The 14,817-nt window shown below is 37.1% G+C and carries 11 protein-coding genes; all 11 read left to right on the top strand.

The window, feature by feature from the left end:
* Positions 1-384 precede the first annotated feature (384 nt).
* The 11 genes from DD829_RS13040 (at position 385) to DD829_RS13100 (ending at position 14,747) form a co-directional block, all read left to right on the top strand.
* The gene (locus DD829_RS13040; protein WP_108408850.1) at positions 385-2,412 is read left to right on the top strand and encodes a M13 family metallopeptidase; all 2,028 of its coding nucleotides are present in this window, start codon (positions 385-387) and stop codon (positions 2,410-2,412) included.
* A gap of 519 nt (positions 2,413-2,931) precedes the next feature.
* Positions 2,932-5,031 carry a M13 family metallopeptidase gene (locus tag DD829_RS13045; RefSeq protein ID WP_108411410.1) on the top strand — a complete coding sequence of 700 codons (2,100 nt, stop codon included), beginning with the start codon at positions 2,932-2,934 and terminating at the stop codon, positions 5,029-5,031.
* 156 nt (positions 5,032-5,187) lie between these two features.
* Entirely contained in the window at positions 5,188-5,736 is a 549-nt protein-coding gene (locus DD829_RS13050) for a type VI secretion system contractile sheath small subunit (RefSeq protein WP_108411409.1), read from the top strand.
* 21 nt (positions 5,737-5,757) lie between these two features.
* Entirely contained in the window at positions 5,758-7,119 is a 1,362-nt protein-coding gene (locus tag DD829_RS13055; RefSeq protein ID WP_108411408.1) for a DUF5458 family protein, read from the top strand.
* Positions 7,120-7,194: 75 nt separating this feature from the next.
* Positions 7,195-7,647 (top strand): hypothetical protein, encoded by a 453-nt coding sequence (locus tag DD829_RS13060; protein WP_123906857.1) that lies wholly within the window; start codon positions 7,195-7,197, stop codon positions 7,645-7,647.
* 120 nt (positions 7,648-7,767) lie between these two features.
* Positions 7,768-8,829, top strand: a complete 1,062-nt coding sequence (gene mutY, locus DD829_RS13065; protein WP_108411406.1) for an A/G-specific adenine glycosylase — start codon at positions 7,768-7,770, stop codon at positions 8,827-8,829.
* Between the two features lie 1,085 nt (positions 8,830-9,914).
* The gene (gene gldD / locus DD829_RS13080) at positions 9,915-10,472 is read left to right on the top strand and encodes a gliding motility lipoprotein GldD (protein ID WP_087709026.1); all 558 of its coding nucleotides are present in this window, start codon (positions 9,915-9,917) and stop codon (positions 10,470-10,472) included.
* Between the two features lie 28 nt (positions 10,473-10,500).
* A complete protein-coding gene (locus DD829_RS13085) occupies positions 10,501-11,424 on the top strand; it encodes a PfkB family carbohydrate kinase (RefSeq protein WP_076395490.1) in 924 nt (307 codons plus the stop codon).
* A gap of 87 nt (positions 11,425-11,511) precedes the next feature.
* Complete coding sequence (locus tag DD829_RS13090) at positions 11,512-12,882, top strand: peptidylprolyl isomerase (protein ID WP_108409901.1); 1,371 nt, start codon at positions 11,512-11,514, stop codon at positions 12,880-12,882.
* Positions 12,883-12,963: 81 nt separating this feature from the next.
* Entirely contained in the window at positions 12,964-13,953 is a 990-nt protein-coding gene (locus DD829_RS13095) for an NAD(P)H-dependent flavin oxidoreductase (protein ID WP_228408193.1), read from the top strand.
* A 17-nt stretch (positions 13,954-13,970) separates the two neighbouring features.
* The gene (locus DD829_RS13100) at positions 13,971-14,747 is read left to right on the top strand and encodes an alpha/beta fold hydrolase (RefSeq protein ID WP_165796628.1); all 777 of its coding nucleotides are present in this window, start codon (positions 13,971-13,973) and stop codon (positions 14,745-14,747) included.
* Positions 14,748-14,817 lie beyond the last annotated feature (70 nt).

Consider the following 14,817-nt stretch of genomic DNA (forward strand, 5'->3'; position numbering starts at 1 on the left):
ACAGAAATACAATTAATTGGAAATCAAATAGTTAAATTAAAAAAAACATTATTCAAAATAATAAAAAAAATCTTCCGACCATGACTAGCTTTGCTGCCGCGCCGAATCCTATAAAATGAGCTCAAACAAATTTGCAATCAGGGCTAAGATGATATCATACATTTGAAAATCACGAAATAACCATAAACTTTGTCATCCTGTAAAGATCTAAGCAGAAATCTTTCCATGATTACTTTTCATACTAGGCTTAGATTCTTTCAGGACGACAAATGCTGTGAAAATACATTTAAAATATAAACAGATCTTAATATTTAATTAAATTTGTTTTTGTAAAAAGTAACGAAATAAAAAAAAGTTACACTTATTGTATAAATTGTAATTATAATGAAAAAATTAACGCTTTCTCTGCTTTTAATAGGAGGAATTTGTTCACAAACTGTGAACGCTCAGGCGACAGACAAAGGTTTAGACCTTAGCTTGATGGATAAATCAGTACGTCCGCAAGATGACTTTTATAACTATGTGAGTGGAACTTGGATGAAGACTGCCAAAATTCCTTCCGATAAACCAACATGGGGAAGTTTCAACAAACTGGCTGAAGATACAGACAACAACTCCATGACCATCCTGAACTCTCTTCTGAAAGACAAATTTGCTGACGGAACAGAAGGCAAGAAAATTCAGGACCTGTACGCAACGTACATGAACATGGCGAAGAGAAATGCAGACGGTATCAAACCGATTCAGGCAAATCTTAATAAAATTGATGCCATTAAATCCGTTGGAGATCTTCAGAAATATTTAATCTATGTAACCAAAGAAGGAGAAAATAACTTCTACGGATGGGGAGTAGATGCAGATCTTAAGGACTCTAAAATGAATGTTGTTTATCTTGGTGACGCATCTTTAGGTCTTGGAAGAGATTACTATCAGAAAGTAAACGAAAAAAACACAGAAGCTTTAGCAGAATATACAAAATATGTAGCTTCTATGTTAAAAGAACTAGGATATAAAAACGCGGATGCTGCCGCTAAAGGCATCGTAGATTACGAGAAAAGCATCGCAAAAACATACTTAACCAACGAGCAGAGCCGTGATAATACGCTTCAGTACAATCCACAAACAATGGCTCAGCTTTCAGCTTTAGTAAAAAATGTAGACCTTCCGGCTTATCTTAAAGCAGTTGGCGTAAATACAGATAAAGTAATTATAGGAGAATTAGGATATTACAAGAATTTAGATAAATTCATCAATACGCAGAATCTTCCTGTAATTAAAGATTATCTTAAATTCCACATGATCCACGGAAGTGCGGCTTACCTAAGCGAAAAATTAGGAGACATGAGATTCGCTTTCTATGGTAAATATTTAAGAGGACAGCAGGAGCAGAGAGCTTTAAATAAGAGAGGTTACGAATTAATTAACGGATCTTTAGGAGAAGCTTTCGGTAAATTATACGTTGAAAAATATTTCCCTGCAGAAGCTAAAGCACAGATGGTTGAGCTTATCGATTACTTAAAGAAAAGTTTCGCGGTTCACATCAACGGATTAGCGTGGATGTCTTCTACAACGAAGGAAAAGGCAATGGAAAAGCTGAATAAGTTCACGGTAAAAGTGGCTTATCCGGACAAATGGAAAGATTATTCCAAATTAACCATCACGCCGGAATCAAAAGGTGGAAATCTATATGCCAACCTTCAGAATATTGCAGAATGGCAGTACAACAAAGACTTAGCTAAAATCGGGAAACCGGTAGATAAAACAGAGTGGGGAATGACGCCGCAAACAGTAAATGCTTACTACAATCCGGTAAACAACGAAATCGTTTTCCCTGCTGCAATCCTACAGCCGCCTTTCTTCAATCCTAAAGCAGATGCTGCCGTGAATTTCGGTGGAATCGGTGCCGTGATCGGTCACGAAATGAGCCACGGATTTGATGATTCAGGTGCACAGTTCGATGCAGACGGAAACTTGGTAGACTGGTGGACTCCGGAAGATAAAGCCAACTTCGAAAAAGCAACAAAAGCTCTTGCCGCACAGTACGACAAATACGAGCCAGTAAAAGGAACTTTCGTTAACGGAACCTTTACCAACGGAGAAAATATTGCAGATTTAGGAGGCGTAAACATCGCTTACGACGCTCTTCAGATGTATTTGAAAGACAAAGGAAATCCGGGAGTTATCAGCGGTTACACGCAGGATCAGAGATTCTTCCTGAGCTGGGCAACAGTCTGGAGAACTTTATCCAGCGAAAAATACATGATCAATCAGGTGAAAACAGACCCGCATTCTCCGGGATATTTCAGAAGTTTCGGTCCTTTAACCAACGTTGATGCTTTCTATAAAGCGTTTGATGTAAAAGAAGGAGACAAATTGTACAAAAAACCGGCAGAAAGAATTAAAATCTGGTAATCACCATTTTAGATACAACCAAAACCGTTCAGCAATGAGCGGTTTTTTTGTTTTTTTTTGGAGCTTTTTCGCGCTTTCCGCACTCGCTATTTCCTGGGATTCGGCGCGGCGGAGCCGCGCCGAATCCCAGGAAATGAGCTCAGACAATTGCTGCAATCGCGGCTAGGATTTCAGTCATTTTTTTCAGCATCAGGAAAATGAATAGAATTATCCCTTGTTCAGAAAATCCCTGTATCATTTGCGGAGTGAATAGTTTATGCTTGTCGAAGTACCTTTGCGAACAAAAAAATCAACGGAATCATTTTGAAAAGAAAACTTCACGCTCCTTGCATGAAATAGTAAATGATTTGTCGTCTTACTCAATCAAAATCAAATATCATTTTAACTGCAAAACAAAATTAGATAATAAAAATAGCAAATTTTATTTACATCCTTTTCATCAATTATTATTTATCACTTATCATTTATAAACTAATTTGTATATTTGGTAAGTTTGTGTAAAATCAAAAACAATTTTTAATGAAAAAGCTAAATATCGGAGTACTTGCCTTTTCAGGTTTGGTATTTTTAAATTCTTGTGGAACAACAAAAACTGCTAATACTCAAAAACCTGAGCCGATGAAAGGAGTTGAAATTGTACAGCCAGAAAAAATGGAAGCAAAAGAAGAAGGATTAAACCTATCGTACATGGATAAAACTGTTCGTCCCCAAGATGATTTTTTTAGCTATGTAAACGGAAACTGGGTAAAAACCACCCAGATTCCTTCCGATAAAGCAAGTTGGGGTTCTTTCAATGCACTCAGAGAAAATGTAGACGATGCTTCTTTGGACATCCTGAACAAAATTTTATCAGAATCTTATCCTGAAGGTTCCGAAGGACAGAAAATCCAGAATCTGTATGCCTCATTTATGGATACCAATAAGAGAAATGCAGAAGGACTGGCTCCGATTAAAGGAGATCTTGCAAAAATTGATGCCATTAAAAACATCGGCGATCTTCAGAAATATCTGCTTGAAGCAACAAAAGTAGGCGACAATTCTTTCTACGGATGGAGAGTAGGTGCAGACCTGAAAGATTCTAAAATGAATGCAGTCTATCTTGGCGGTCCCGATCTTGGTTTAGGAAGAGATTATTATCAGAAAGTAAATGAAGCCAACACCAAAACATTAGCAGAATACCAGACCTATGTCGGAAAACTATTCGGAGTTTTAGGCTATAAAAATTCAGAATCTGCAGCAAAAAACGTAGTGGATTTCGAAAAACAGTTGGCAAACTATTTATTAACGCTTGAACAGAACAGAGATGCCAATTTAAGATACAACCCTAAAAACGTATCAGAATTGCCGGCTTTGGTTAAAAACGTTAATCTTCCGAAATATCTGAAGGATGCCGGAGTAAATACCGAAAGAGTCATCATCGGCGAGCTGAAGTATTACCAGAATATGGATTCCTTCCTTACCCAGAAAAATCTTCCTTTACTGAAAGACTATCTGAAATACCACTTAATCAATGGAAATGCAAGCAATCTGGATGAAAATTTAGAGCAGATCAGATTCGATTTCTATTCCAAATATCTTCAGGGACAGAAAGAACAGCGTCCGATGAACAAAAGAGGACTTTCTTTGGTAAACAGCGTTTTAGGTGAAGCCTTCGGAAAATTATATGTGGAGAAATATTTTACGCCGGAAGCAAAAGCACAGATGGAAATGTATATAGATTACATTCTAAAATCCTTCAAGACACACATCAACGAGATGGATTGGATGTCTCCGGAAACAAAAGTAAAAGCACAGGAAAAATTATCAAAATTCACCGTGAAAATTGCTTATCCGGATAAATGGAAAGATTACACCCAGTTAAAAGTAGAAGCTCCGAAACAGGGCGCAACCTTATATTCCAATCTACAGAATGTTTCAGCTTGGCAATATCAGAAAAATTTAGATAAAATAGGAAAACCGGTAGACCGAACAGAGTGGGGAATGACGCCGCAAACCGTAAATGCCTATTACAGCGGATCGAACAACGAAATCGTTTTCCCTGCAGCCATTCTTCAGCCGCCTTTCTACAATCCAAAAGCAGATGCAGCCGTTAATTTCGGAGGAATCGGAGCCGTTATCGGTCACGAAATTTCTCACGGATTCGATGACAGCGGTTCAAGATTCGACGGAGACGGGAACTTAAATAACTGGTGGACCGATGCAGACCGTAAAAACTTTGACGCAAAAGTAGCACAATTGGCAGCACAATACAGCGCTTATGAACCGGTGAAAGGAAGCTTCGTTAACGGGAAGTTTACGAGTGGCGAAAACATCGGGGATTTGGGAGGAGTGGCAGTAGCTTACGATGCCCTTCAGATGTATCTTAAAGATCACGGAAATCCGGGATTAATCAGCGGATTTACTCAGGATCAGAGATTCTTCATGAGCTGGGCAACAGTCTGGAGAACAAAATCCACAGATCAGTATATGACCAATCAGGTAAAAACAGATCCGCATTCGCCGGGAATTTTCAGAGCATTCGGTCCGTTGGTCAATCAGGATTCTTTCATCAAAGCATTCGACATCAAACCAGGAGACAAAATGTATAAAGCTCCGCAGGACAGAATAAAAATTTGGTAAGACAAGCCAAAAATTGTTAGAAATGAAAAACGCATCAGAAATGGTGCGTTTTTTATTTAATTTTTCATAGTTTAGTGACATCACAAAATATCAGTTTTTAGTTGATATTTAATTTAAAAAGTTAATATTTCAAGAAAAATCTTAACAAAATTTTGTATGTTACAGTTTTTTTTTAAATTTAAACATTGGATTGGTCAGCTATTTGATGCTGATAAAGACAATACACACCAACATCGAAAATCTCAAAATATTAATAATATGGCAATGTTTAATTATGGCGTTGGCGGAAACGAAGTAAAAGTAGACGCCAATGAAGCTATACAGCAGATTCAGGAGAATAAGTCGCTGATAGTAAGCCAGCTTACAACCGACGAATCTTACGTCCCTGAAATTGTAACAGGATTAAAAACTGTAGACGACGTCTTCAAACATTTTCAGCCTTCTGTAAGCGTTCAGCACGAAACGGAGGACGGTAATGTAGTGGAAGAGGAGTTCCGTTTTCAGAATCTTGCGGACTTCACCCCGAAAAATCTTACTCAGAAATCAGATTATTTGCAGCAGTTAAGCATGGAGCAGGAACAGTACAACAAAATTGTACGCCAGCTTAAAACCAATAAAATTCTGCGCAATATGCTGGAAAACGATCAGACAAGAGCTGCATTCGTGGAAGTATTAAAAGAAGTGGCACAGGAACTTGAAAAATAATCTAAAGACGTTACATTAATCATGGACAGTAAATTACAGGCAGCTGAAAACCAACAACAGGGACAGCAGCAACACGCAGATCACCCGAAAGGTAATCCGCTTGCCGAACTCAATAAAATCGGAGGTTTTGGTTTTGTAGAATCCGTTGTAGACGGAATCGCAAACATGAACCCCACCAGAAAAGCCAGAAAGGAAATCTTCCTTAATGACAGCAATAAAGCAGATGAAAGAAAAGAACTTCTCCAGAAAATCAATCTTTGGGTAAACCTTCTGGAAAGCAATGATTCTGCAGATAAAATGGCAGAAACATGCAAAGCTAAAGCTCAGGCTGCCGATCAGAATTTAAAACTAAATCTTAAAAATACGCTTGATGCAGTCCGTCAACTTGAAACAAACTACAGAACGGTCGCTCAATTCTACAAAAATACCGAGCTTGATAAAGTTGATAACGTAAGCATTGTTAATGCAAGTTTAGATCAGGTTTCAGATTTGGATAATCCTATATTTATCGATGCCATTGCAGAAGAATTTAAGAACTACTACGACCGTTTAGACCTTAGAGACAATTACTCTATTTTAGCAATTCCGGGATATTTGGGATCCAATAAAGTCATTGAAAAATGGGCGAAAATCTGTAACGAAAACAAAGTAATGATGGTGACGGATTTCGCGAATCTTGATAAACCGGATGACGTGGTGGATTTATTCCATTCTGCCAATCTTACAGGAGGAGAATTGCACAGAAGTAATGTCATCATGACCTGTAACTGGTTGGTTGGACGCGGAAAAGCGGAAGAAGTAGGAGAGGAGGAAAACGTAGAACTTCCGCCATCAACTTCATTGGCAGGAAAAATTCATAAAACATTAATGTCTCAGGTTGCAGCAGGTAAAAAGCACGGAAACATCAATGAAGTGGATGCCGTAAAATTCGAACTGAAGAAAAGCGAAATTTCCCAGTTGGAAAAAATGGGATTGGTTCCCATGGTGAACGAATACGGAAAGATCATGGCTTTCTCTGCGAAAACTCTATTTACAGGAGACAACATCGGGCTTCAGACCTATTCTGTCGTTCGCGTATTCGATTACGTAACTAAAGTTTTGCTCGATTTCCTAAACAGAAGAGCTTTCGAAAACTGGAACGCAAGAAATGAGGATGATTTGAGAAGACAGATCGTAACCTTCCTTGACGGAATTAAGGGACCGGATAAACTGATCGAAAAATTCAAAATTGTTCGTTTTGAGCAGGATAAAGTAAACAAAGACAGAGTTTGGCTGGATATTCGTCTTACGCCTTATTTCCCTACAAAAAGTTTTGTTATCAAATTAGACGGACACAAAGGAGACGACGGAAACGAGTGGGATGCTGAATATCTTCAGGACTAAACTTAAACCAATCAATACACAAACCGATGCAATTTTTCATCGGTTTTTTTCTACCAAATCGTTAAAAATAGAAATATGAAAGGCAGGCTATTCTACTTTTTGTCCGTAATTTTTATGACTTTCAGTTGTAAAGATAAAAGAGTACAGCAAAATCATCCCATTGATCTTTTTGCCGACGAAATAAAAGAAGGAAAAGCTTACATCATGAAACCGCAGGAATGCTTTGATGAAAGTGATATGGTGATTTCTTCATCAAATATTAAACTAATAGATCAGTCTCAGGGGCGTGGAAAATCTATCTTTATTTACAGGGTTAATAATGGCAAAGTAGAGAAAACGACGAGAGATTCTATGGTGGCTTTTCCGTTCAGTTTTCTTTCTAATCAACAGTTGATGTTCAAAAAAGATTCTACTTCCTATATTTATCTCAAAAAATTGGAAGGATACCGCTTCATCGCAAAAGAAAAACATTTAAAATACCAGTGGCTGAAAGCGGCTCCTGTTTATTCAGTTCAAAAAGAAAATTAAATTATCTTTGTATTTAATAAACAGATGCTTCGACAAGCTCAGCATGACATTTCTAATACTAGTCGTTTTATTAAAAGTGAATTTTTAGCGTTGTCATGCTGAGCTTGTCGAAGCATAAATATGCAGACAGACAAACCTTTGGAAAAAACAAAACAATCAGACTTCAGACACATCGGCAATAAACTTCTTACCTGGTATAAGACAAATGCCCGCGATTTACCTTTCAGACAGACCAGAGATCCTTATAAAATATGGATTTGTGAGATCGTTTTTCAGCAGACCAGAATTGCTCAGGGATTAGGACATTATAATAATTTTGTTCAGCGTTTTCCGGATGTAAAAACCCTTGCCGAAGCAGACGAAAACGAAGTTTTACTGTATTGGAAAGGATTAGGCTATTATTCCAGAGCGATAAATGTTCATAAGGCAGCGCAACAGATCATGAACGATTATAATGGTGTTTTTCCTCATGAATACGATGAAATCTTAAAGTTAAAAGGAGTCGGAAAATATACAGCCGCTGCAGTTTCCAGTATTTGTTTTGAGGGTAAAATTCCGGCTGTGGACGGAAACTTTTATCGTGTACTGAGCCGTATTTTTGCAGATGATTTTGATATTTCAAGTTCAAAAGCTTTTAATTATTTTTCTGAACTCGCTCATTTAATCTTACCTGAAAATGTTGGTGATTTCAATCAGGCGATGATGGATTTAGGTTCCGAAATCTGTAAGCCTAAAAATCCTCTTTGCAGCGAATGTCCTTTGAATGAAGACTGTCTGGCTTTTTCCCTGAATAAAGTTTCTGAATTTCCGGTAAAAACAAAAAAAGTAAAAGCCGCTGATTTGGAGCTGAAATATTATTTTGTTCACAGAAATGGTCAGTTTTTAATCCAACAGAGAAAAGATGATTTCATCTGGAAAAAGTTATTCGAATTTCCGCCTGAAATTTCTGATGATTTAATTCCGTTTATCAAAAGTGTAAAAAATGTAAGCCATAAACTCACGCACAAAAATTTAAGCATAGAAATTTTTAATGTTGAAGTAGAGTCAGAAGAAATATGGCAGAATTTCATCACTCAAAATAATTACATCGTAACCGATGTTGAAGGCTCTCACGAAAAATCCTTCCCAAAACCGTTGGAGAATTATATCCAAAATTATGAAACGGCATACAGAATTTTGTAATGTCATTGCGAGGAGCGAAGCGAGTCTGTGCTGAGCGCGTCGAAGTAAAGCAATCTCAAAAAATACAAAATTTTTATGATTAGATGTTTATCATTCGCTGAGTGAAACGCCCTTGCGAACGAAGAATGTTTTCAATAATTTCAAAGAAACGTTTGCGTATATTGCGTTTAAAATAAACCATTAAGAACATTTAAGCAGTTAAGAAAGATTAAGAATTTGCAGGCAAAATGAAGGATAAGTTTAAAAAATAATTAGATGTAATAAAAAACGCTCTGTGTGCTTATTTAAGTGAAACGCCTTAGCAAACTTAAAAATATCCATTAAGTTTTAAAAGAAAAATCTTCGCGCATTTTGCGTTAAAATTAATTACATGATTAAAATGGAGATTCATTCACATATCTATCATTTGCTGAGTGAAACGCCCTTGCGAACGAAGAATATTTTCAATAATTTGAAAGAAACTTTTGCGCCTATTGCGTTTAAAAAGAAACCATTAAGAGAATTTAAGCAGTTAAGAAAGATTAAGAACTTACAGGCAAACAGAAGGATAAGCTTAAAAAATAATTAGAATGTAATAAAAAACGCTCTGTGTGCTTATTTAAGTGAAACGCCTCTGCGAATTTAAAAACGAATAGCTGTTAAAAAAAATCTTCGGGCCTTTTGCGTTAAAATTAATTACATGATTAAAATGGAGATTCATTCACATATCTATCATTTGCTGAGTGAAACGCCCTTGCAAACGAAGACAGCTTTCAATAATTTCAAAGAAACTTTTGTGCCTATTATGTTTAAAAAGAAACCATTAAGAACGTTTAAGCAGTTAAGAAAGATTAAGAATTTGCAGGCAAACAGAAGAATAAGCTTAAAAAATAATTAGAATGTAATAAAAAACGCTCTGTGTGCTTATTTAAGTGAAACGCCTTAGCAAACTTAAAAATATCCATTAAGTTTTAAAAGAAAAATCTTTGCGTTCTCCGCGTTCAAAAACAAATCATCCAAATCAAAATTCAATCTCAATTTCAAAACCCATTGAAATCCCGAAATTTGTCTTCCGAAATCTGAAATCTAATTTGTACTTTTGCAAAATGTTTAAAAACGCCATTTTTATTTTTGCAGCCTTACTTTTGGTATCTTGCGGAAAAGATCCGGTTCCGAAGCCTTACGGAGAACTTCGACTGGAATATCCCGCACCGAAATATCAGAAATTCGAAAACAACTGTAATTATACATTTGAATATTCAGATTTTGCAAATATTACCGACGCAAAAAAGCCTTGTTGGTACTATCTGAACTATCCGAAAATGAAAGCCAAAGTTTTTGTAACGTATTACCCGATACAGAATGATTTTGCAGCCCATATTCAGGAAGCAGAAAAAATGGTTTATGAACATACCATTAAAGCAAGCGCAATCGACACAAAATCTTTCGAATATCCTGAAAAAAAGGTATACGGAAATTTTTATGAACTCAAAGGTCAGAGCGCTTCCAATCTTCAGTTTTACATTACAGACAGTACCAAACACTTTGTGACTGCCTATTTATACTTTAACACAAGACCGAAACCGGATTCTTTGGCTCCAGCGGTAGATTATATCAAAAGAGATATGAAACATCTGCTGGACACATTTGAATGGAAAAAATAATTTACTTTTAAAATACTTTGAAAAAAATATGAAACTTTTAGTTGTAGGAAGTGTTGCGTTCGACGCAATTGAGACGCCATTTGGAAAAACAGATAAAATTTTAGGAGGTGCAGCCACGTACATCGGGATCACTTCATCCATTTTGGGCGTTAAGTCCGGAATCGTTTCTGTGGTAGGAGGAGATTTTCCGCAGGAATATCTTGATATGTTTACAAACAGAGACGTTAATATAGAAGGAATTGAGATCGTAAAAGAAGGGAAAACATTCTTCTGGGCAGGAAAATACCACAACGACCTGAATACAAGAGATACTTTGGCAACTGAAGTAAACGTTCTTGAAAATTTTGATCCTAAAATTCCGGATTCTATGCAGGATGCAGAGATCTTATTATTAGGAAATCTTCACCCGGGAGTACAGCTTTCCGTACTTGAAAAAATGAACAACCGTCCGAAGCTTGTTATTCTTGATACCATGAATTTCTGGATGGACACGGCTTTGGAAACGCTAATGCAGATGATTGCCAAAACAGACGTGATTTCAATCAACGACGAAGAAGCAAGACAGCTTTCAGGAGAATATTCTCTGGTAAAAGCAGCTAAAAAGATCCACGAAATGGGACCGAAGTTCGTTATCATTAAAAAAGGAGAACACGGAGCTTTGCTTTTCCACGATCATAAAGTATTTGCTATTCCGGCTTTACCACTGGAAGAAGTTTTCGATCCTACCGGAGCGGGAGATACTTTCGCAGGAGGTTTTGCCGCATATTTAGCGAAAAAAGGAACATTCGATTTCGAAACCATGAAGTCTGCATTAATCGTAGGTTCTGCAATGGCTTCTTTCACGGTTGAGAAATTCGGGACAGAAAGAATTCAGGAAGTAACCGAATCGGATGTGTTCGGAAGACTGAAGCAGTTTAAAGAATTAACGACTTTCGACGTAGAAGTACAATAAATACCTCTTTTTAAGAAATATTTATAATAAAAAATTTAGTGTAATTCATTAAGAATTCTAAATTTGCAACTTGTTTAAAATAGTAAAATGATAAATAAACTTAAGATCACTTTTCTTTTTGGAATTTTCATCATGTTGTTTGGTGCAAATATGATGAACGCTCAGTTAAAACAGGGAGATTTAGTGGACGGAATTGCTGCTGTTATCGGTGATGAAATTGTATTGGAATCTGACGTTAACGAGCAGATGAATTATGCAAAACAGCAGGGAGCTTCCAATATAGATAAGTGTGAGTTTTTGGAAAACTTACTGAATAATAAGCTTTTGGTATACGAAGCGAAAAAAGATACCCTGATTGATAACCGTTCTGCAGCCATTAAAGAACAGGCGAATGCAAAATATCAGCAGTTGCTTTCTCAGTTTCCTGATGAAAAAGCAATGTTGGCTGCCTACAAGTTCAGAAACGGGTATGAAATGAAAAATGCGATCGAGAAAATCGATACAGACCAATATTACGGACAGGCTAAAATCCAGAGAATTACAGACAAAGCGGACGTTACGCCAAACGAGGTAACGGATTTTTATAATCTCTATAAAAGTCAGCTTCCCGAGATAAAAGATGAGGTTTCATTATCTCAGATCATGATGTATCCTAAGCTTACTGAGTCTCATAAAGATGAACTCATCAATAAGCTGAAAAAGATCAAAAAAGATATCGAAGGAGGAGAATCTTTCGAAAGTCAGGCAAGGATTTTCTCCGAAGATAAAGGAACTGCGTCCAACGGAGGTTTGATGAAAAACATTTCCAAAGGACAGATGGTTAAACCTTTCGAAGCAGCCGCTTTAAATCTTCAGGAAGGAGAAATTTCAGAACCTGTAGAATCAGAATTCGGATATCACCTTATCCAGCTTGTTAAAAAATCAGGGAAAATCTATGAAGCGAGACACATCCTTTTAATGGCTATTCCTACAGATGAAGAAATTAAAACAGCGAAAGCGAAACTGGACAGCATCAGAGGTTTAATTCTTAACGGAAAAATGACTTTCAAGGATGCTACTTTCAGATTCTCAGATGATAAAAGAACCAAATTCAACGCGGGAGTTATTCCGGGAGCAGACGGATCCAGCAAAATCGAGAGAGAAACAATTCCGGGAACAATCAGCTACGAATTGGCAGGTTTAAACAAAGGAGATATTACAACCGCTTTCGATGATATGGATGAAAGAGAAAGAAAAGTGGTGAAAATCGTAAAAGTGGAAGATGTCATTCCTGCTCACCAGATCAAACTGGAAACAGATTACGACAGAGTAAAGCAGATGGCGCTGAATAAAAAGCGAAATGAAATGATCGAAAAATTTGTTAATTCAAAACTTCCGACAACATTCATCTCCATCGACGGGCGTTACGATTCATGTAATTTTAAAGCCAACTGGAAAAGAGATTCAATTAAAAAATAATCATCAAAACCTTCAGAATTTCTGAAGGTTTTTTTATGCCCAAAATCTTCTGAAAACCGCTATTTTTATTATTTTTACAAGATGAGTAGTTTCATAGATTTTAATTCAGCAAAAAAGCTTCACCAGATGAATTCACAACAAAATAAGATTACACAACTCTTTAATATACAATATCCTATCATTCAGGCAGGCATGATCTGGCATTCCGGATGGAAGCTGGCTTCTGCCGTTTCCAATTGCGGCGGTCTCGGATTAATCGGTGCAGGAAGCATGTACCCCGATATTTTAAGGGAAAATATCCAAAAATGTAAACAGGCTACAGACAAACCTTTCGGGGTAAATGTTCCGATGTTGTATCCTAATCTGGATGAAGTAATTCAGATTATTCTGGAAGAAGGAGTGAAGATCGTGTTCACTTCAGCCGGAAACCCTAAAACGTATACCGAAACTTTGCAGAAAGAAGGTTTAAAGGTAGCTCATGTGGTTTCCTCAACAAAATTTGCCATAAAATGTGAAGATGCAGGAGTGGATGCCGTGGTTGCCGAAGGATTTGAAGCAGGCGGTCATAACGGAAGAGATGAAACCACAACATTCTGCCTGATCCCGAATGTAAGAAAACATATTTCCAAACCGCTGATTGCAGCAGGAGGAATTGCTTTAGGTTCCCAGATGAAAGCAGCCATGATTTTAGGCGCAGACGGCGTTCAGATCGGTTCCCGATTTGCTGCTACTGCAGAAGCAAGTGCTCATGAAAACTGGAAAAATAAAATTACAGAACTTCAGGAAGGAGATACCCATCTTACCCTTAAAGAACTGGCGCCTGTAAGAATGGTTAAAAATAAGTTCTTTAACGAGTTGGAGGAGATCTACAACGTCGGAAGAAATAAAGAATCTCTAATCGCTTCTTTAGGACGTGCAAGAGCCAAAAAAGGAATGTTCGAAGGTGATATGGAAGAAGGCGAACTCGAAATCGGTCAGGTTTCTGCGTTAATTGATGAAGTTCTTCCCGTAGAAACTGTTTTTCAGAATTTACTTAAAGAATTTAACGAAATCAATACACCAAGTTTATAAAATTAATCTGAAAGTTAATGGAAGGAAGGATTGTTAATGTCAACGGAAAAAAACTTTATATAGAATATCAAAAAACTTTAGAAAATAAACCAACCATCGTCTTTTTGCACGATTCTTTAGGCTGCACTCAGCTTTGGAGAGATTTTCCCGAGAAACTGGCTTCACAGACACAATTTAATGTGTTGGTCTATGATCGTTTAGGCTACGGAAAATCTTTTCCTATGCTTACCTGTGAAAGAGATAACAATTATATGGAGCAGGAAGCCGATCTCCTGAATGATCTGTTAAAAGAACTGAATATAAATGATATAATCCTTTTCGGACACAGCGACGGCGGAACCATTGCCCTGATTTTCGCCGCCAGATATCCTGAAAAAGTTACTGCCACTCTGTGTGAAGCCGGACATATTTTCGTGGAAGAGATAACCGTAAAAGGTGTAAAAAATGCTTTTGAAGCTTATAAAACCACCAATCTTCCGCAACGTCTGGCAAAATATCACGGCGATAAAGTTGAAATGATGGTAAAAGCATGGACCGAAATCTGGTTAAGTGACAGATTCAGAAGCTGGAATATTGAATACCTCCTGAAAGATATAAATTCGCCATTGTTATTTATTCAGGGAGAAAATGACGAATACGGAACACTGGATCAGGTTGAAAAAACAATTTCTAAGGTAAGCGGAACCGCAGAAAAATTCATCATCCCGAACATCGGACATACCGCGCATAAAGAAATCCCAGATGCTGTTCTGCAAAAATCCTCAGAGTTTATCAACTCAATTGTAAAGGCATAATATTGAAAAATAATTGGTGAAATTTCTGCAGCATTACATTCCCCTCCTCTGGAGGGGTGGCGAAAATTCA

The sequence above is a fragment of the Chryseobacterium sp. HMWF035 genome (assembly GCF_003094695.1).
GTDB lineage: Bacteria > Bacteroidota > Bacteroidia > Flavobacteriales > Weeksellaceae > Chryseobacterium > Chryseobacterium gambrini.

Coding starts and splice junctions, on each gene's coding strand:
- DD829_RS13040 (WP_108408850.1), top strand. CDS start 385: ATGAAAAAATTAACGCTTTCTCTGCTTTTAATAGGAGGAATTTGTTCA.
- DD829_RS13045 (WP_108411410.1), top strand. CDS start 2,932: ATGAAAAAGCTAAATATCGGAGTACTTGCCTTTTCAGGTTTGGTATTT.
- DD829_RS13050 (WP_108411409.1), top strand. CDS start 5,188: ATGTTACAGTTTTTTTTTAAATTTAAACATTGGATTGGTCAGCTATTT.
- DD829_RS13055 (WP_108411408.1), top strand. CDS start 5,758: ATGGACAGTAAATTACAGGCAGCTGAAAACCAACAACAGGGACAGCAG.
- DD829_RS13060 (WP_123906857.1), top strand. CDS start 7,195: ATGAAAGGCAGGCTATTCTACTTTTTGTCCGTAATTTTTATGACTTTC.
- mutY (WP_108411406.1), top strand. CDS start 7,768: ATGCAGACAGACAAACCTTTGGAAAAAACAAAACAATCAGACTTCAGA.
- gldD (WP_087709026.1), top strand. CDS start 9,915: ATGTTTAAAAACGCCATTTTTATTTTTGCAGCCTTACTTTTGGTATCT.
- DD829_RS13085 (WP_076395490.1), top strand. CDS start 10,501: ATGAAACTTTTAGTTGTAGGAAGTGTTGCGTTCGACGCAATTGAGACG.
- DD829_RS13090 (WP_108409901.1), top strand. CDS start 11,512: ATGATAAATAAACTTAAGATCACTTTTCTTTTTGGAATTTTCATCATG.
- DD829_RS13095 (WP_228408193.1), top strand. CDS start 12,964: ATGAGTAGTTTCATAGATTTTAATTCAGCAAAAAAGCTTCACCAGATG.
- DD829_RS13100 (WP_165796628.1), top strand. CDS start 13,971: ATGGAAGGAAGGATTGTTAATGTCAACGGAAAAAAACTTTATATAGAA.